Annotated in this window: 20 protein-coding genes; 16 read left to right on the top strand and 4 right to left on the bottom strand. The window is 44.5% G+C overall.

What is annotated here, in order from left to right; genetic code table 11:
• Positions 1–7: 7 nt before the first annotated feature.
• Genes radA through tatC form a run of 6 tightly spaced genes read left to right on the top strand, consistent with a single transcriptional unit; the run spans position 8 to position 4,270 of the window.
• Positions 8–1,357, top strand: coding sequence for a DNA repair protein RadA (gene radA, locus IT393_09690; protein ID MCC7202915.1), 1,350 nt, complete (start codon positions 8–10; stop codon positions 1,355–1,357).
• A complete protein-coding gene (locus IT393_09685) occupies positions 1,357–2,082 on the top strand; it encodes an outer membrane lipoprotein-sorting protein (protein ID MCC7202914.1) in 726 nt (241 codons plus the stop codon). The genes radA and IT393_09685 overlap by 1 nt, the downstream gene beginning before the upstream one ends.
• Positions 2,063–2,752: a tRNA (adenosine(37)-N6)-threonylcarbamoyltransferase complex dimerization subunit type 1 TsaB gene (gene tsaB, locus IT393_09680; protein ID MCC7202913.1), complete on the top strand. Its 690-nt coding sequence runs from the start codon at positions 2,063–2,065 to the stop codon at positions 2,750–2,752. The genes IT393_09685 and tsaB overlap by 20 nt, the downstream gene beginning before the upstream one ends.
• Positions 2,736–3,194: a ribosomal protein S18-alanine N-acetyltransferase gene (gene rimI / locus IT393_09675; protein ID MCC7202912.1), complete on the top strand. Its 459-nt coding sequence runs from the start codon at positions 2,736–2,738 to the stop codon at positions 3,192–3,194. Before tsaB ends, rimI begins: the two co-directional genes overlap by 17 nt.
• A gap of 27 nt (positions 3,195–3,221) precedes the next feature.
• Positions 3,222–3,461, top strand: a complete 240-nt coding sequence (locus IT393_09670) for a DUF465 domain-containing protein (GenBank protein ID MCC7202911.1) — start codon at positions 3,222–3,224, stop codon at positions 3,459–3,461.
• A 26-nt stretch (positions 3,462–3,487) separates the two neighbouring features.
• Positions 3,488–4,270: a twin-arginine translocase subunit TatC gene (gene tatC, locus IT393_09665; protein ID MCC7202910.1), complete on the top strand. Its 783-nt coding sequence runs from the start codon at positions 3,488–3,490 to the stop codon at positions 4,268–4,270.
• On the opposite strand, the gene IT393_09660 is transcribed toward tatC, so the two are convergent.
• Positions 4,244–5,041, bottom strand: a complete 798-nt coding sequence (locus IT393_09660) for a GAF domain-containing protein (protein ID MCC7202909.1) — start codon at positions 5,039–5,041, stop codon at positions 4,244–4,246. The two genes, tatC and IT393_09660, sit on opposite strands and share 27 nt — an antisense overlap.
• A gap of 105 nt (positions 5,042–5,146) precedes the next feature.
• Here IT393_09660 and IT393_09655 point away from each other — a divergent pair, with 105 nt between their 5' ends.
• The 6 genes from IT393_09655 to IT393_09630 all read left to right on the top strand — a co-directional run bounded on the left by IT393_09655 (position 5,147) and on the right by IT393_09630 (position 10,089).
• A complete protein-coding gene (locus tag IT393_09655; GenBank protein ID MCC7202908.1) occupies positions 5,147–5,908 on the top strand; it encodes a tetratricopeptide repeat protein in 762 nt (253 codons plus the stop codon).
• A 116-nt stretch (positions 5,909–6,024) separates the two neighbouring features.
• Complete coding sequence (locus IT393_09650; protein MCC7202907.1) at positions 6,025–6,966, top strand: SDR family oxidoreductase; 942 nt, start codon at positions 6,025–6,027, stop codon at positions 6,964–6,966.
• A complete protein-coding gene (locus IT393_09645) occupies positions 6,963–7,721 on the top strand; it encodes a DUF3108 domain-containing protein (protein ID MCC7202906.1) in 759 nt (252 codons plus the stop codon). Before IT393_09650 ends, IT393_09645 begins: the two co-directional genes overlap by 4 nt.
• 223 nt (positions 7,722–7,944) lie before the next feature.
• Positions 7,945–9,093, top strand: a complete 1,149-nt coding sequence (locus IT393_09640; protein MCC7202905.1) for a GGDEF domain-containing protein — start codon at positions 7,945–7,947, stop codon at positions 9,091–9,093.
• 8 nt (positions 9,094–9,101) lie between these two features.
• On the top strand, positions 9,102–9,707 hold the full coding sequence (locus IT393_09635; protein ID MCC7202904.1) for a PilZ domain-containing protein: 606 nt from the start codon (positions 9,102–9,104) through the stop codon (positions 9,705–9,707).
• Positions 9,700–10,089 (top strand): RidA family protein, encoded by a 390-nt coding sequence (locus IT393_09630; GenBank protein MCC7202903.1) that lies wholly within the window; start codon positions 9,700–9,702, stop codon positions 10,087–10,089. Before IT393_09635 ends, IT393_09630 begins: the two co-directional genes overlap by 8 nt.
• A gap of 147 nt (positions 10,090–10,236) precedes the next feature.
• Here the strand turns inward: IT393_09630 and IT393_09625 are convergent, their stop codons facing one another.
• Positions 10,237–10,428 carry a 50S ribosomal protein L28 gene (locus IT393_09625; GenBank protein MCC7202902.1) on the bottom strand — a complete coding sequence of 64 codons (192 nt, stop codon included), beginning with the start codon at positions 10,426–10,428 and terminating at the stop codon, positions 10,237–10,239.
• A gap of 106 nt (positions 10,429–10,534) precedes the next feature.
• Here IT393_09625 and recG point away from each other — a divergent pair, with 106 nt between their 5' ends.
• From recG to IT393_09605, 4 genes are read left to right on the top strand one after another with little or no spacing between them, the layout of a single operon-like run.
• Positions 10,535–12,625, top strand: coding sequence for an ATP-dependent DNA helicase RecG (recG, locus tag IT393_09620; protein ID MCC7202901.1), 2,091 nt, complete (start codon positions 10,535–10,537; stop codon positions 12,623–12,625).
• 21 nt (positions 12,626–12,646) lie between these two features.
• A complete protein-coding gene (locus IT393_09615) occupies positions 12,647–12,970 on the top strand; it encodes a hypothetical protein (protein ID MCC7202900.1) in 324 nt (107 codons plus the stop codon).
• Between the two features lie 4 nt (positions 12,971–12,974).
• Positions 12,975–13,919: a Ppx/GppA family phosphatase gene (locus IT393_09610; GenBank protein ID MCC7202899.1), complete on the top strand. Its 945-nt coding sequence runs from the start codon at positions 12,975–12,977 to the stop codon at positions 13,917–13,919.
• A gap of 6 nt (positions 13,920–13,925) precedes the next feature.
• Positions 13,926–15,056 (top strand): hypothetical protein, encoded by a 1,131-nt coding sequence (locus tag IT393_09605; GenBank protein MCC7202898.1) that lies wholly within the window; start codon positions 13,926–13,928, stop codon positions 15,054–15,056.
• Positions 15,057–15,060: 4 nt separating this feature from the next.
• Here IT393_09605 and IT393_09600 read toward each other — a convergent pair whose 3' ends face one another.
• Both IT393_09600 and xerD read right to left on the bottom strand, forming a co-directional pair.
• Entirely contained in the window at positions 15,061–17,679 is a 2,619-nt protein-coding gene (locus tag IT393_09600) for a CBS domain-containing protein (GenBank protein ID MCC7202897.1), read from the bottom strand.
• Positions 17,680–17,684: 5 nt separating this feature from the next.
• Positions 17,685–18,572 (bottom strand): site-specific tyrosine recombinase XerD, encoded by an 888-nt coding sequence (gene xerD, locus IT393_09595; protein MCC7202896.1) that lies wholly within the window; start codon positions 18,570–18,572, stop codon positions 17,685–17,687.
• Positions 18,573–18,626 lie beyond the last annotated feature (54 nt).

The raw sequence follows: 18,626 nt of genomic DNA, 5'->3' as shown, positions 1-18,626 counted from the left end.
TCAGAATATGAAAATCAAGAGTCTCTTTATATGTCAGACCTGTGGTTATAGTTCACCAAAGTGGCTGGGACGATGCCCTGATTGTAATGGATGGAATACGATAGCTGAAGAAACAGTAAACGCCTCACCTGTTTCCGGAAGGCGTGATTCAGAGATTGTCCCGCTTATTCTCGGCGAAATTGAATATGAGAAGGGTGTAAGAGTCATGACCGGACTCGGGGAGTTCGACCGGGTTCTTGGCGGCGGTATTGTTCCGGGTTCTGTAGTCCTGATTGGCGGAGACCCCGGCATAGGCAAGTCAACTCTTCTCCTTCAGGTTGCCGAGAGGGTGGCAGGTGTTTCAGGAAGCGTTCTGTACATATCCGGCGAAGAATCTCCGTCACAGATTAAACTGCGTTCAGAACGGCTTGATGTTTCTTCAGACGGGCTCTATATAGTGTCTGAGACCTCAGTTGACGATATCCTGGTTCACCTCGGGAAGTCTGCCTACAATGCCATTATAGTTGATTCGATCCAGACTATGTTTACTGCAGGCATCTCTTCTGCTCCTGGCAGTGTAAGTCAGGTGCGCGAAACAGCCTCAATATTGATGAATTATGCCAAGAAACATAATGTGCCAGTATTTCTTGTAGGTCATGTGACAAAGGACGGAACTATAGCCGGGCCGCGGGTACTCGAGCATATTGTTGATACTGTCTTATACTTTGAAGGTGACCGGGGGCATCCTTACAGAATCCTGAGGGCAGTTAAGAACCGGTTTGGCTCCACACATGAAATAGGGGTTTTTGAAATGAGGGAAGGAGGGCTCGGTGAGGTGTCAAATCCCTCCAGCCTGTTCCTTTCAGAGAGGACTGCCGGTTCCGCAGGTTCAGTCGTAGTATCGAGTATTGAAGGCAGCAGGCCTATACTGACCGAGATACAGGCCCTCGTCAGTGCATCCCCCTTTGGTATTCCCAAAAGGGGGGCAATTGGGGTTGACTATAACAGACTCTTGCTGCTCGTCGGTGTGCTTGATAAGAGGGTAGGCATACACATACAGGGACAGGACATATTTGTCAATGTTGTTGGTGGTCTTGAACTGGACGAACCTGCTATTGATCTGGGCATTATTGCAGCCCTGACATCAAGTTTCAGGGAGATTCCTGTTGACCCGGAAACGGTGGTGTTCGGGGAGGTCGGCCTTGGCGGAGAAGTGCGTGGAGTGACTTCTGCTGATGTCAGGGTCAGGGAGGCGGCAAAGTTGGGTTTTAAACGCTGTATAATACCAGAGCGCAATGCATCACAGATGTCATTAAACATAGTAGAAGTTATTGGAGTGTCAACAGTGAAGAGCGCTATTGATGCAATGTTTTCCTGATGAAGAATGCCGCACCTCTGATAATACTGCTTTTCTTTGTATTATTTTCCCAATCTTGTACCGCAGTAAGATCATCTGTTGACCTGTCTGTAAGCGCAGACAGGAAGGCTATAGAATACCTTATAGAGAGGGCTTCAGGTATACCAGTCATCAAGGCAGAGTTAAAATTGACATCACCTGAAATTGCTGCACCGTCAATTGATGCATATCTGAATTTTGAAAGAGGAGGGTTTTTCAGGCTTACCGGTCTTACTCCTTCCGGTTTTACAATGTTTGACATAAATGTCCGGGAAGGCCTTGACAATAATCAGATCGAAGGTTTACCTGCCGGGGATATGATGAATCCGGAACTCGTGCGGGATGTGCTGGACTTTTATGGGAGTGATAGTCAGGATGATTTCACCTGGTTTACAGAGGAGTCTCACGAGTATTATATTGTCAGTCAGTTAATGAGTTCCGGGAAGAGTTCATATCCTGTAAGACGGTGGTGGATTGACAAATTGCAGATGGTGATAGTAAAAAAGGAGTTATATTCCGATAATCCTCATAAACAGGGTGTACTGCTTTTTGAGGCGCGGTACAGTGATTTAAGGGATATCAGGGGCATAATGATGCCGTTTAATATTTTAATATTCAATGGGAGTGGAAGCAAGGCCGGCAGGGTTAGTTTCAGAAAGATAGAATTTAATCAGGATGGGGCGGGTGATGAAGGTTCTGGGAATTGACACATCTACAATGATGGGGAGTGTTGGTATTATTGATGATAACAGACCTCTTGGTCAGATCAGTCTGAACGTTGAGACGACTCATTCTGAACGGCTGATGGACGCTGTTGCAGGTCTGATGGAAAGTGTCAGGATAAGCCTGGAGCATATAGATTGTCTGGCAATATCAATAGGCCCGGGTTCTTTTACCGGTTTGAGAATAGGTCTTGGCACTGCGAAGGGGCTTGGGATGGCCACGGGAAAGAGTGTTGTCCCGGTATCAACCATGGAGGCGCTTGCATATAACATCCCATTTTGCCGGAATCTTATATGCCCTATCCTGGATGCAAAGAAAAATGAGGTATATACGGCCCTCTTTAAATATGGAGACGATGGAAGTCTTATCAGGTTAACCGGTGACAGGGTGATGTCACCGGATCTGCTCATGGATAATATTCATGAGCCAGTAGTATTTACAGGAGATGCCGTATATGTGTACAGGCATATGATAGAGAAACAAGCCGGCGGTCTGGGGTACTTCGCGCCGGCTAATGCAGTATTGCCTTCAGGTATATCAGTTGCAATGATTGGACTGCACAACTTCCGTAAGGGAATGGCAGGGTCCGGAAACCTTGTTCCTGTCTATATCAGGAAGTCTGAGGCTGAGATTAAATTTGAAGCCAGAGGGTGATAACCTGGTAATTGAAGATATAGAGGAAGATGACCTTTCTCAGGTCATGGAAATAGAAAAGGAGGCGTTTTCTGACCCCTGGACCGTTGATATGTTTTATTCAGAATTGTATAACACATTTTCACACATGTGGGGGGTAAAGTCAGGTTCAGGGCGGTTGACAGGTTATATCTGTTTCTGGAGTGTAGTGGACGAGGCCCATATCCTTAATCTTGCAGTGCATAAGGATTACAGAAGAAAAGGCATTGCTTCAAAAATCCTGCTGTCAGCCCTGGATTACTGGAAGAACAGTGGTGTGAAAACCGTATTGCTGGAGGTCAGGCGGTCTAATACGGCTGCGCAGGAATTATACAGAAAGTTTGGTTTTCATGTTATTGTAAGCAGGACTAAATACTACAGGAATCCTGTGGAAGATGCACTGGTAATGGCAATTGGATTATAGTTATATGATGAAAGACAGGGGGGGCTTATGAAAGAAAAACATATAGCACTGGAAGAAAAACTTCGAAGGGAGAATGATGAGTACCTGCTCTGGGAGGAGAAACATGACAAGCTTGAGCGGGAAATACGCAGTCTTAACAGAAAGCATGTGCTTACACCTGAAGAGGAGATTATACGGAAGAATCTTCAGAAAGAGAAGCTTCTCGCAAAGGATATGATGTTGAAGATATATCGTAAAGAAGAGATCAAGCAGAAATCAGTAAAATAGCGTAATTCATAAAAGAAGAAATATTAATGGACACTGATAATACAAATGAGCCTGCTTCAGACAAGAAGATGTCTCTTGTTGAGCACCTTTCAGAGCTTAGAACTTGTCTGATTATTTCAGTTATAGCGATAGCAGTCGGATTTGTCGCTTCGTTTTACTTCTCAGAAGGGCTGCTTAAGGCTCTAACAGACCTTATAAGCAGTGATCAGAAGCATGTCTTTGTATTCTTATCCCCTGCCGAGGCGCTCTGGGCAAATTTCAAAATTGCGCTTATTGCCGGATTCCTGGTTGCCCTGCCTGTAATATTGTATCAGTTGTGGAAATTTATTTCGCCGGGGTTTTATAAAACTGAAAGGAAATACGCACTGCTGTTTATTGCAGCAGGTGTAATATCTTTTGCCCTGGGCGTAATCTTCTGTTATTTTGTCATACTAAGGTATGCACTTGATTTTCTGATGACATACAAGACGGCAAATCTGACTCCCATGATATCAATAGGTTCGTATATGGATTTTGTCGTGAAATTCATGCTTGCATTTGGTCTTATTTTTGAACTTCCGATTGCCATAATTTTCCTGACAAAAATGGGAATCCTGACAATATCATTTTTAACAAGAAATCGTAAGTATGCCATACTTATCAACTTCGTGGTTGCAGCCGTTTTAACGCCGACACCTGATGTATTTAATCAGTTGATGATGGCCGGGCCTCTGATAGCCTTGTATGAACTTGGAATAATCGGGGCAAGAATATTCTGCAGGGATGCTAAAACAAGAAAGGACTTAAGCGTTAACCAGCTGTTTTTTTAAAGAGATCTGTGTTTGTTCGATAGCAGTTGATACATACCTTGCAATGATAGACAGGAGTCTCAGGTCATGTTCTGTAAAGACCCTGTCCGGGTCATTCAGATAACTCAGATTCAGCACTCCTATGACCTTTCCTTTCAATTTTATTGGCAGGCATATCGCCGCAGAGATATCCTCAGTCTTTTTCCGGAAATTATGGAATCTCTCATCGCTGACCCTGCCGGTGAGGAACAGGTGTGTTCTGTGCTCACAAACCCATCCGGCCACCCCCTCATCAACCCTTTGCTGACGGGTCTGCATTACGTCCAGGTCTATGCCAATAAAGCTTGCAACCACGAATGTCTCCATCCTTTCATTAATCAGCATTACAGATGCCCTGTCAGCCCTGACCATACTGTAAGCAAGGGATAACATCTTATCGAGTTTCTTTTGGAGAGTCAAAGATGAGACGGTTATGCGGCCTACTTTATAAAGCATCGTTGCTTCTTTTAACCTTTCCTGAAGTGATGATGCCCTCATTTTCTCTTCGATATTTCTCAACTGCTCTTCAGTAAGGTGTGTGTCTAACCTCTTTAGCTCACGCTGCTTGTTGATTATGTATACTGAGAATATTGTGGTGAGAATTAATAAAAAGAAGACAGTCAAATATTGGTGCTCAATTAGCGACAATATAATGACGGTTGTGGTGAGTAAAAAAAGCACCCCTATTTCGAGACCAAGTAGTTCCCATCTCTTTTTTTCTATGATTGTATGGTCCTTAAGGGATTCCTTCACGTATAAAAAATATCATATAATTAGCTACTTGACAAGAAAAGTCGAATTACATAGTATTTCTAAGTTTAGGCGTAGTTATTTAAATCCTAATCAAGGGGTGAATTGGTGAAAATAAAAAAGCGTGTGACGAGGAAAACAGAGGTAACAAAAGAAGCCGAAGACCTGCAGGAGATATTACAGGACATTAAATCCAGGTCTTCCGGTGCCCTGGAAAAATACAGGCTGGCTGCCATTATAGTTGTCTCTGCGATAGTAATTATTGGAGCTGTAGCAGTGTCGTACAGACTGCTCTCTGCCAGGTGGGATAGAGCTGCCTCTGTCCTGCAATATAAGGCATATAATCTTTTCCTTGAAGGGAAGTACACAGAATCAATTTCATCATTCCAGGAGATTGCTGATAAATATTCAGGAAGCAAGAGTGCTCCTGTTGCCCTGTATTATATCGGAAACAGCTATTCAGCGCTTGGACAGTATGACGATGCCATAAGAAGTTACAGGAGTTTTATTGAAAAGTATCCAGGGGATGAGGGCATTCTGCCACTCGTATATTTAAATCTCGGGGCAGCATATACTGACAAGGGGGATTACAGCAATGCAATTGCAGCCTACAGGAATGTGGTTTCCATGAAAGATACTTTTGCTGCTGACAGGGCAGTTTATGAGACAGGAAGGGTATATGAGGCATCAGGTGATAAAGCCTCAGCAATGGAACAGTACGAAAATCTGACAAAGAGCTATGTGGCCTCCTCATGGGGTCAGGAGGCAAAGGCCCGGTTGACAGTATTGAAGGGAGATGTGCCGGTACAGACAGGGGAACATAAACAGGAAGACGTAAAACCAGAGGCGGCAGCCAGGGGCAAAAAGTAGTAGCAGCCTTCGTGGGTGTTAAAGTGAACCACTATTTACCGGGTCTTATAAGGGTTCACAAAGACATCGGGAATGACAGGTACACAGGGGGATTTTAAGGTGAAGGAGGATCATCTATGTCAAGGGTATTGATTACTGGCGGTGCAGGTTTTATAGGATCGCATCTTTGTGAAAGATTCCTTGCTGAAGGAGATGAGGTTATATGCATGGATAACCTCATAACAGGCTCAGCGGACAATATATGCCATATTCAGGATAGCAGATTTTTATTCATCAATTATGATGTGACCAATTATATATATATCAAGGGGCATCTTGACTACATCCTCCACTTCGCCAGTCCTGCAAGTCCCCTTGATTACATGGAATATCCAATACAGACACTCAAGGTAGGATCTCTTGGTACCCATAAGGTGCTTGGTCTCGCAAAGGAGAAAAAGGCACGAATACTCCTTGCATCAACCTCAGAGACATATGGCGATCCTCTGATCCATCCTCAGAATGAGGACTACTGGGGTAATGTAAATCCTGTCGGCCCCCGTGGAGTCTATGATGAGGCCAAGCGGTTTGCCGAGGCAATGACTATGGCATATCACCGGTATCACAATGTAGACACAAGGATTGTCAGGATATTTAATACCTATGGTCCAAGGATGAGGATTAGGGATGGCAGGGCAATCCCCAACTTTATTGCACAGTCGCTCAGGGGTGAGGATGTGACTGTATTTGGTGATGGTATGCAGACGAGGAGTTTCTGCTATATTGACGACATGGTTGACGGCATATACAGGTTATTGATGTCTGATTACAATATGCCTGTGAATATAGGAAATCCTCTTGAGATGACTGTAGTGGATATGGCGCGGGAGATAATATCACTTACAGGCAGCAAGAGCAGAATTATTAATGCGCCTCTTCCTGAAGATGATCCGAAGGTAAGGCAGCCTGATATTTCCCGGGCAATCCGTATTCTGGGATGGAAACCGGTTGTCGGTTTGTCAGACGGGCTTATAAGGACAATTGAGTATTTCAGGACAAAGATGGGGGTTGTAAGATAAAATCCATAGCGGCTTATTTTGTTATATTCCTCATTGTATCTTATTCCCTTCTTTCATCTGCAGCGGTTCCGTTTTCTTCCGGTGAACGTCTCGTATTTGATTTATCCTGGTATGGTGTAAAAAGCGGGACGTCTGTATTTGAGGTCAGTAATGCGGTGTATGAAGATCGTCCTGTTCTCAAATTAAGTTCAACGGTCAAATCCAATTCGTTCATCTCAATGTTTTATCCAATAAAGGACGTTGTTGAGTCATACGTTGATGTTACGAATCTGCAGCCGTATCGCTACCGCTCGATACAGCAGGAAGGTTCATACAGGAGTGACAAAGAGATACTTTTTGACAGAGAAAAAAATGTTGCAACGTATATTAATCATAAATCAGGTGGAAAGAAACAGGTATCTGACACTGCAGCAGGGGTACATGATCCATTATCAGTCGTGTACTATCTCCGCACGATCCCCATCCAGGCCGGTCAGACATTAAATATTGAGGTTAATGACGGCAGAAAAAACTGGACTCTGGTGGCCGTGGGACTGGCCAAAGAAAGGGTGAGTGTGCCGGCAGGGACATTCAATACCATAAAGGTAAAAACTTTAGTTAAATACGAAGGACTTCTTGTCAATAAGGGAGACGTCATAATCTGGTTTACAGATGATGACGTTAAAATGCCGGTACAGATGGAGAGCAGGGTTAAGGTCGGGGTAATCACAGCCAGGTTAATTGAAAAGCATGGCATTGCTGATTTGTCTGATTGAGTTTTCTGTGCAGAGGCACAAAATGCCATAGTCACAAGGATGAAAATACCTGGACATCTGTCAATAGCATGACGTTTTAAGAGGTTTATTGACATACTATTTGAAGACGAACCAGAAGTATGAATTGATATTTAGCAATAAAAACAATGAGATGTAAATATAATTAGAAAGTATTAGGCCATTTCTTACGATGGCATATTTTGTGCATCAACAGTGAAATGTCATGGAAAAGTTATTAGATCCTGAATTTTATAAGAAGCTGAAAAAGGTAAACAGCGAATTGCGCTTACAAAAGAAGAAACTACTTGATGAGAGAAATGCGCTGAAGAAATGGGGCGATGATCTGTGCAGCCTGAACGATCTAAGTAAGGCAATTGCAGGTACCCTTGACTCTGACAGTATTGTTACGACTGCGTGCGCAAAAATGCAGGAAATAGTACCTCACGATGTGTCTTGCGTGGTTTTGTACAATCAGAAGAAGTTGTGGGTGCTCTCACCCATGAAACTTTATGTGGAAGAGGCGGAAGAGATAAAGAAGCTGGTGTTAGAGACAATGAAGACAATTGTGGATACAGGGGACGACAGTCTTTATAAGGTTGAGGTCAGGTGTCTCAGGGATCATGAGTCTGACTCGGGGCAATTCAAACCTGAGACATCCAATAGGTTGTTCTATCCCATGGAGATTGGCGAAGCAAGGATCGGCGCCCTTCACCTTATCAGAAACAGTGACAAGGCATTTTCCGGATATGAACAAAATCTTGTTTCTATGCTTGTAAGCACACTGACCCTTGCCCTCAGGAACTCTGAGGTACATAGAGAGGTACAGGAGCTTGCAACTACTGACAGCCTTACCGGATTGTTTAACAGCAGATATTTTCATGAGAGCCTTACAAGAACATTCAAGAGTACAATGAGGTATCAAAACCCGGTTTCTCTGCTGATGATTGACATGGATAACTTTAAGGAAATAAATGACCGTTATGGACATCAGGGTGGCGATGCCGTTTTGCAGGAGATTTCAAAGAGGCTTATCAGAAGTTTAAGAGAGATTGATGTTCCGGCACGATATGGTGGAGATGAGATTGCTATCATCCTGCCGGAGACATCTGTCGAGCAGGCATTCTTCGCTGCAAAACGACTTAAGAGACTTCTTGAAGAAAAGCCTGTATTTTACAGGGGACAGTATATTAAAGTGACGGCAAGCTTTGGTGTGGCAAGCTGTCCCAATCCTACAATAAGGTCAGTTGAAGACGTGATTTCAGTGGCAGACAAGGCCCTCTATGATGCAAAGAAGTATGGCAGAAACAGGATAGAGGTCAGCGAGAGTCTGTTTACCCAGGATAATTCGTTTCTGGGGCCATTCGTTTTTTAGATGCCGATATGCTTCCAATAGACAGAAGAGAGAATGTCAGGGTTAAAGACAGGATACAGGTTGCCTACAGACTTGTAAGCGCAGAGGATATTGCAGGGAATGACAGGCCGGCAAGATTCTTCCCGTTTATATGGAATAAGTATCCTCAGGTGCTGCCGTTAGACGAAGTTGAAGAACATAATACGAGACTGTTTCACCACATTGTTGAACTACACAGGAAGCTGGACATCCTGATTGAGACGGTCTCGCCTGAAAACAGGACAATAGTTGAGGTGCCACGAGAGCGGAATGTTTGCATCAGCGCCTCCGGAATGCGAATTCAGCTTGATACCCCTGTGATTGCAGGTCAAATGATCCTGCTGTGCCTGATTCTCCCCTTTCTTCCACCCGCCAGTATATTTGTTACAGGAGAGGTGATCAGGAGTGAAATGTCTGACAATGTTACCCAGGATGAGGAGCCGTCTTGCGGCACCGTAATAAATTTTCTCACAATAAAGGAAGATGACAGAGAGGCCCTGATAAGGTATATATTTAAGAGACAGCGTGATATGCTGCGGGACAGGGCAGTAGAAAAAGGCGGGGAATTACATACGTTAAGTGGAACAAATGAGTGATGATGTCAAACAGTTATTTTCAACTCAAAAAGCGCCTCCAGCCATAGGCCCTTATTCCCAGGCTGTAAAGTTTGGCAGGTTCCTGTTTATCTCCGGTCAGATACCAGTTAATCCTGATACAAAGGAAATAGTAAAGGGTTCAATTGAAGCCCAGACAGAGCAGGTTCTTTCCAATATCCTTGCCATTCTTCAGTCTGCAGGCATGGATTTGAGGGATGTAGTAAAGACCACACTGTTCATCAGGAGACTTGAAGACTTTGACAGGGTCAACAGGATTTACAAGACTTATTTTTCAGACAACCCGCCGGCGAGATCCACAGTCGGGGTCGCAGGACTTCCCAAAGATGCTGATATAGAGATAGAAGCCATCGCCTGCCGTTGATTAGAATAGAACGCAATAAATGCCTTTATACGGCGTTGGACTCCTCGGGAAATCCTCAACGTACTAAAAGTACGCCTCCGGTTTCCATCGTCGTCCGCCTTGTCTAAAGGCATTTCCTGCGTTCTAAATGTGGAATAGCAGAGAGTGTTATACTGCTTTTTGAACACGGTTGGAGCGGAGACACCGGGTGCATGCCATGATGTATTTTGGCGCACTGTTTATAATGACCCGTACCCTCTGAAGGTTGGGCTGGAACACCCTCTTTGTCCTGTTGTTTGCGTGACTTACGTTATTTCCTGAACGCCTGCCTTTACTGCATATTGAACATTCCCTTGCCACTGTATTCCTCCTGACGATTAAAGACTTGTATAAAAAACAGTGTAATACTATCATAAAGTACGTCAATAATGCAAAGCATTATTTTATTTGATTGAATGATTATGTTATGGATCTTCAGAGCGATATACAATATGTAAAAGGGGTTGGTCCGGCGCGGGTCAGGCTCCTCAACAAACTGGGGATTTTCACTGTTGAGGACCTCCTGTTTTACATACCTTTCCGGTATGAAGACAGGGGAAACCTCAAGTCAATAAAAGAACTTTATAAATCTGATAATCCCGGGCTTACCTCTGTGCAGGGCAGGATTGTTTCAGCAAGTGTAGTTATCACACCAAGGCAGAGGAAAAAGATTTTTGAAGTTGTAATAGGGGACGAATCAGGTTTTCTTACAGCCAAATGGTTCAATCAGTCATTTCTTAAAGATGTCCTTCGAAAGGGCAGTACAGTATTGTTGAGCGGTCAGATTAAGACCGACTATCGCGGTTATGGCATCTGCATGGAGGGCCCTGAATATGAGGTTATTGAATCTGAGGATAATGATCTAATTCATGCCGGAAGGATTGTCCCCATATACCATGTCACAAGTGGACTTTCTCAAAAGATCATGAGGAGTATAGTAAAAGGAGTTCTCGATAACTGCAGTATTCCGGAGACCCTGCCTGAAGACCTTCTGAACAGACATGGCCTTCCTCATCTGAATGACGCAGTCAGGGGGATCCATTTCCCGCCTGAAGGCTCATTGACTGACACACTTAACAATAATGAGTCATCTTATCACAACAGACTTATATTTGAGGAATTTCTTCTGCTCGAAACCGGACTTGCCGTAAAAAAGGGTTTTGTAAGGAAAGAGACCGGGATTGCCTTTAATGTTCAATGCAAACTTACTGAGATGTTTTATTCCTGTCTGCCTTATAAACTGACATCATCGCAACGAAAGGTGATCAGCGAAATAAAGCTTGATATGGAGGCCCCGCACCCTATGAACAGGCTTCTTCAGGGAGATGTAGGGTGCGGTAAAACAGTAGTGGCTCTGTCGGCCATGCTGATAGCTGTTGAAAACGGCTATCAGACCGTTATGATGGCACCTACAGGCATACTGGCAGAACAACACTATCGAAATATCAGGGAATATCTCGGAACATTGAATGTTCCTGCCGCCATTCTTACCGGAAGTGTAAAAACCGGGGACAGGGATGCTGTTCTTGATGACATAAGAAACGGGAACGTAAAGATCATAGTCGGCACTCATTCACTGATTGAGGAGGGCGTCAAGTTTGACCGGCTGGGTCTTGCTGTGATAGATGAACAGCATAAATTTGGCGTGCTTCAGAGGGCAGCGCTTAAAGAAAAGGGGTACTGCCCTGATGTCCTGATAATGACGGCAACTCCGATACCGCGGACGCTTGCCCTGACTGTATACGGAGACCTGAACCTGTCAGTGATAGATGAGCTTCCGCCTGGGCGGACAACAGTCAGGACGAGGTGGCTGTATGGAAACAGCAGAAAAGATGCCTATTATTTAATGCAGGATGAACTTGCAAAGGGCAGGCAGGCATATGTTGTCTATCCTCTTGTAGAGGAGTCAGAGAAGCTTGATCTTAAATGTGCTGCAGAGATGTCGGAAAAGCTGAGAAAGGCATTTAAGGGTTACAACACTGCCCTTTTACATGGAAGAATGAAGAACGCTGAGAAAGATGCGATTATGAATGGATTTAAAAATAATGAAATTCATATCCTTGTATCAACTACAGTAGTGGAGGTAGGCATAGATGTTCCCAATGCAACTATTATGGTTATAGAGAACGCTCAGAGATTTGGCCTTTCTCAATTGCATCAACTAAGGGGGCGTGTGGGCAGGGGAGAGGGACAGTCATCCTGTCTGCTTTTGACTGAAGGATTTGTTACTGATGACGGGAGAAGGAGGCTTGCTGCGATGGTCAGGACAAATAATGGATTTGAGATAGCTGAAGAGGACCTTTCCATTCGCGGCCCGGGTGAATTTTTTGGCACAAGACAGTCAGGAATACCAGAGCTGAAGGTGGCAAATATCCTCAGGAATTCAAAAATCCTTGAAAATGCCCGCGAGGAGGCATTTGACATTGTAAGAAAGGACCCGTTGCTATCGCATCCGGACAATAAATTGCTCAGGGGCGCAATTGAACGCCGATGGAAGGACAAGTTGATTTTGTGCTGACAACGATGTAGTATTCACCTTATGGATATGCTTGACAGGATACAGCATGATATTTCAGAAGGGCTCTCTGTAATCAGAAAAGAGGGCACAACCCTGTTCCTTAAATCAATGACAGAAATAGACATGGTCAAATACAGGTTTGATATTTACAAGGCTCACAGCCGCCTGTCAGCCCTTTACAGGGAACTGGGGGAGAAATTTTCCGAGGCAGCAGACAAGAAGGACACCACCTTCTTTGACAGAGATGATACAAAAAACCTGATAGAGATGATTGAGGGTGCAAGGATAGAGGAAGACCAGTACAGGAAAGAAATCGAAAGCTTAAGGGAGTTGAAGGATAAATAATAATATGAAAATAGCGGGTATAGATATTGGTACTAATACACTAAGGCTCCTGATTTCTGAAATTTCTTCCGGTAAAAGATGCCGGACACTGGATTCTGACCGTCATATAACGAGGCTTGGTGAAGGGTTGTCCTCTTCAGGAAGTCTTAAGGATGAGGCCATGGACAGGGCTATTAGAGTACTGAAGGATTATGCCGGCAAGTGCGAAGGAAATCATGTTGATAAAATATATGCTGTTGCTACCAGCGCTGTGCGTGAATCTGCTAATGGCCATGATTTCATCAATAGAATAAGAGAGGAGACAGGCATTGATGCGGAGATTATCTCCGGCGATGAAGAGGCAAGGCTCACGTTGCTTGGTGTTTCGACAGCCCTTGGACTGTCAGGAGAGGATGCATTGGTGATGGACATAGGTGGAGGAAGCACTGAGTTAATAATAGTCTCAAACGGTGAGATTGAGTTTAAGAAGAGTACAGATATTGGTGTGGTAAGGTTTACTGAGCAATTTATTAAATCAGACCCTCCTGATATCAATGAAATGAAGCTGCTTGACAGGGCTGTCGAAGAGCGCCTTGAAAGAGAAGAGTACTTCACAGATTTGAAAAAAAGCGGAAGGGTACCGGCTGCTGTTAAATTTATAGGGACTGCCGGCACTGTGACAACCCTGGCTGCCATAGATCAGATGATGAAGACATACGATCCGGAAAAGATCAACGGATACAGGATGAAAAAAGAGAATGTCAGGGGCATACTTGATATTCTCAGGGGTATGACTAACAGGGAGAGGATGGACCTGCCTGGAATTGAATATGGGCGGGAGGATATAATATTAGCAGGTGTAATGGTAGTGTACAGGGTAATGGATTGGTTTGGGTTTGAAGATATGACAGTCAGTGATGCAGGATTACGGGAAGGATTGGTGGCAGAAATATACTCAGGGATAAGCTGATCAGCAATGTTTAAAAGTATTATTCTGATATTTATTGCAGCAGCAATTATTGCAATACCACTGCTGTCTTCAGCTCAGTTCAGGGACAATGATAATCCCGGAGCTGACCAGCCTGATGACAGTGCCCTTCTTGGTGATGACTTATACCCGACAGACCTTGAAAAAATATCCTTAAAAATCAGCAGGGATTCTGCTGTCGCCATACTTGATAATGGATACAGCAGGCATTCTGCCATGTTATTTGGATTATTCCTCCCGGTTCGTATGATTTCTGAAGATGATCTCCGTCAAAGGACATCATTCATCCGGATGCTCATCATTCCTTCAGGAGGTCTCACGTCTGTCCCGGACAGGGACAAATTAGGCGCCGCCCTGAAGGAATTTACCGGTGAAGGGGGAACACTTTTTGTTTTTTCCCAAAGGACCGGAAATGATTATTCTATTCTGCCTGTACCTGATGGAAAACCTTTGACAGTATACGGGTGGAGCGAAGAGCAGAGCAGGCTGGCCTCATCTACATTCCTGTCAATGTCGCACCCGATTGTCTCAGGGCTTACTGCATCATTATTGAACCTGAATATTGATGGAACACTTGAGTCCTTTCCTGAAAATAGCAAACCGATTCTCAGAAACAGGATAAGCGGTCAGCCTGTAATGATCGTCTACAAATATGGAAAGGGTACAGTTGTTGCGACTACGCTATTTACAGACTGGGCCTATTTGCACCAGCAGGCAACGAGGGATGAGATAAACCTTTTTGCAGGGCTGATCAAATGGTCAGGCCTGGCCATGGGCGAAATGCCTGACAATAGAAACAGACGAACCGGCCTTAGGGCAGCACTTCCTGTTCCCCTGCCGCCGATTGGATTCTCAGTTCAGTCGGATGATGAAATATACATGGCCGGAGACAAAGCTGATTTTACAATCAGGCTTTGGAACTACGAAAACAGGGCTCGCCGGATAAAAATATATTATGACGGCAAAGGAGAGGACAGGGAGCTATTGCCCAGAGGTTCGACTGAACTCTCATACTCCCTGCCTGTATATTCTACAAGAAGGCTTTGGGTCTATTTTTATGATGAGAACGAAATATTCCTGCAAACCGTGCAGCGGGGTTATTCTGTAGTATATCCGTAAGGGGTCAGCTCCATTCAGCTATAAGATTTTTGGCATACTCCATCTCTTCCTCACGGTTCCTGACTATCCCATTTAGTTTAGCGTTTAATGTAAGGTTCAGCGCTTTTGTGAAGACAGGGCCGGGCTTAATTCCAAGGCTGACCAAATCTTTTCCGGTTATAGATAGTTTTACATCCTGCAAATTGCTGAGGTACAGGGAGATCTTTTTCTTCAAATCTTCCCTGTCAATCTTTGCCATTAAGAACAGCAGCTGTTCCTGTGAATGATGTGTACACAGAGCATAGATCATTCCCGGCGATGCATTATTCATCTGACTGAGCTGATTGATCAGGACAGGGGTGTCTTTCTTTACTGCGAGTATTTCTCCAAGCATGCGCTCCCTTATCATCAACCTGCAGCAGGCATCCCTGGTTTCTGCATATGACAGTTGATCAAGGAGCCCGTATAGATAGACCTTCCATGTCTCACATTTCCGGTCAAGAAACAGGAGCTTGTACCACGCAATGGTTTTATTGACAGATTCAAACACGGATATTGTATTGCTGTCCCATTGCAGGGACGGATGAATGAATCTCAGGAGATCGAACTCTGAAAGCCTTGCGAAGGGTTTTGCAGGGTCATCTTCACTCAGGAGCAGGATAATCTCAGCAAATAGTCTCTTGCCTGAAAGTCTGTGAAAGAGATCAATCTTTACTGTACTTCTGATCAGATTCTGGGTGTGCCTCGCTATTCTAAGCCCAAACCTCTGTTCGAATCTTATGGCCCTGTATATGCGGGTAGGGTCTTCAATGAAGCTCAGATTATGCAATACCCTGATGGTCTTCTCCTTAATGTCACGCTGGCCGCCGAAGAAGTCAATGAGACGTCCGAATTCCTTCATGTTCAGTCTGATTGCAAGGGTATTAATGGTAAAGTCTCTCCTGTACAGGTCTTTTTTTATGGAAGATACCTCCACCTTTGGCAGGGCCGTAGGATATTCATAGTATTCTGTCCTTGCAGTTGCAACGTCTATCTTGAAACCATCAGGGAAAATAAGGACTGCAGTGCCGAATTTCTGATGACTCTTTACCCTTGCCCCTGCTGTTGACGCGAAGTATTCTGCAAACTCTATCCCATTTCCCTCCACCACAATGTCAATGTCATAATTTTTATAACCAAAGAAGAGGTCCCTTACAAATCCCCCGACTGCATAGGCATTAAGCCCCATTGAATCCGCGGTTTCGCCTATGCGTATAAGCAATTGTTCAATTCCTGCGGGAAGTTTTTCTCTTAACAGCGCACGCAGATTTCTCTCATGTGGTTTCTTTGGTCCTGCCTGACCCGTTGATATCCACGGTCCGGATATATCTTCATGCATAGTCCGTAAAATGTCAGTCCTTGTAATAGCCCCTATGACCCTGTCGCCATCAACGACAGGGATGAAACGCTGATTATGTTCAATCATGGAGGATTGAATTTCTCTGAATGGGGTATCACCTGTTACTCTTTCAAATTCAGTGGACATAAAGTCTGTTACCGGTGCATCAGAAAACCTGTGAAATATAGCCTTATGAATAACCTCTCTGTATATAAGGCCCGTAAGCCTGTCGCCGTCAGTTACAGGCAGTACGTTTACGCCATAACGGGTCATTAGGTCGCCGGCCTGTACAACAGTTGCAGTATTATTTACGGTCTTGACAGGGGCAGTCATGATATCCCTAGCAGTTTTGATGGGTTTTATCATCTCCCGGAGGAGCTCTAAAATCCGCTCTTCAACCTGTATGGATGTCAGATCTTTAATGCTTGCCGAGGCGGCAGTAGCATGACCTCCACCGCCGAATTCCCTCGCAATGGCGCCGAGATCAATGTCAGGAAGTCTGCCCCGTGCAACAAGCTGTATCTTGTCCTCCATCCTTACAATTACAAAAAGAATATCAAGGTTCTCCATGTCCCGCACCCTGTGTGTAATTGTGGAAAGTTCTGATATATATTTCTCTGTGTCCCCCTTTGCAATGACAATCTTGACGCTGTCAATGTAAAAACTCTTTGCATTGTGGATTAGCTCATCCAGAAGGGCTATCTGACCGGCATCCATCTCATGCACGAGATATCCCGATAATATCCTCAGATCAAGGCCGCATGACATCAGATATGCAACTGCGAGGATGTCTCTCTGTGTGGTCGACTGGAAAGTGAAAGATCCTGTTTCTTCATATATGGCTATTGCAAACAGCGTTGCCTCAGAGGGGCTTATATGCAACCCCTTCTCTTTAATCACCTCGACAAGAATGGTAGTGGCAGCTCCAACCAACTCAATTACCTCAAGCTCGCCCCGCAAATCCCCCGGAGAGACAGGGTGGTGATCATAAATATGGAGGCTGATATCCGGTTTGTTCAGCAAGGAGCTCAACTTCCCAAGCCGGCCGGCATTCTTGTTATCAACAATGACAAGACGCGTGACTTTATCAAAGGGTACATCCTTAATACTTCTGAATACGATATTGTTTTCTGCGATATAGTTCCTTACATTTGTTTCCTGTGTGCCCTGAAAAATTAATTCAGCTTCGGGATAAAGCTTCTTAACCGCAATCATTGCCGCCAGGGCGTCGAAGTCAGCATTAGTATGTGAAGTAATAATCTCCATTATTGTCATGGCCTCGGATGGCATTTCTCGTGAATTCTTTTAAGCCTGTCACGGTTTATATGCGTATATATCTGTGTTGTTGAAATGTCGGAATGGCCGAGCATCATCTGTACTGAGCGAAGGTCTGCGCCTCTCTCAAGGAGGTGGGTTGCAAAAGAATGGCGCAATGTATGAGGGGAAATATCCCTGCCTATTCCTGACTCTGCTGCATATTTCTTTATAATCTTCCAGAAACCCTGCCGTGTCATTCCCTTGCCGCGGGCTGTTACAAACAGGTGCGGAGACTGGCGGTTTTTCATAAGCTTATTTCTTGCAGACCTGAGGTATTCCTTTATCCTGTCAAGTGCATAATCTCCGGCAGGAACTATTCTCTCTTTGCCTCCCTTGCCTGTTGTAATAATATAGCCGACTTCGAGATTTATGTTGCCGTATTTCATTGATATGAGTTCGGACACCCTAAGTCCGGTTGCGTATAAAAGCTCGAGCATGGCTGAATCCCGGATGCCTTCGCTGACCGTTTCATCAGGCTGTTTCAACAGTGCATCCACCTCAGAAAAGGTGAGTGTATCTGGAAGCCTGCGCCATCCCCGAGGTGATTCAAGATACGCAGTCGGATCATTATCAGTGTGCCCCTCTGTTATCAGGAATTTATGAAAGTGGCGTATGGAGGAGATACAGCGTTTGACAGTTGATACGGACATCCTGTTTCTCAGCAGTTCAGCTGTAAAATCACGCAGGTTTTTAAGGGTGATTTCTCCCGGGGTGTCCAGGTTATTCTTATCAAGATATGCCAGATAACGTGTCAGGTCATTTCTGTATGATTCTATTGTATTACCTGACAGGCCTTTCTCAATCCTGATATAGCTGATGAAATGGTTTAGGTGTGTATTCAGTTTGCAAATCACTTATCAGGATATTACTATCAAAGGCAGTAAAAGGCAACCTGC

Source organism: Nitrospirota bacterium, from assembly GCA_020851375.1.
Taxonomy (GTDB): domain Bacteria; phylum Nitrospirota; class 9FT-COMBO-42-15; order HDB-SIOI813; family HDB-SIOI813; genus RBG-16-43-11.
The sequence above is the reverse complement of the archived record's forward strand: the minus strand, read 5'-3'. Positions and strand labels throughout refer to the sequence as shown.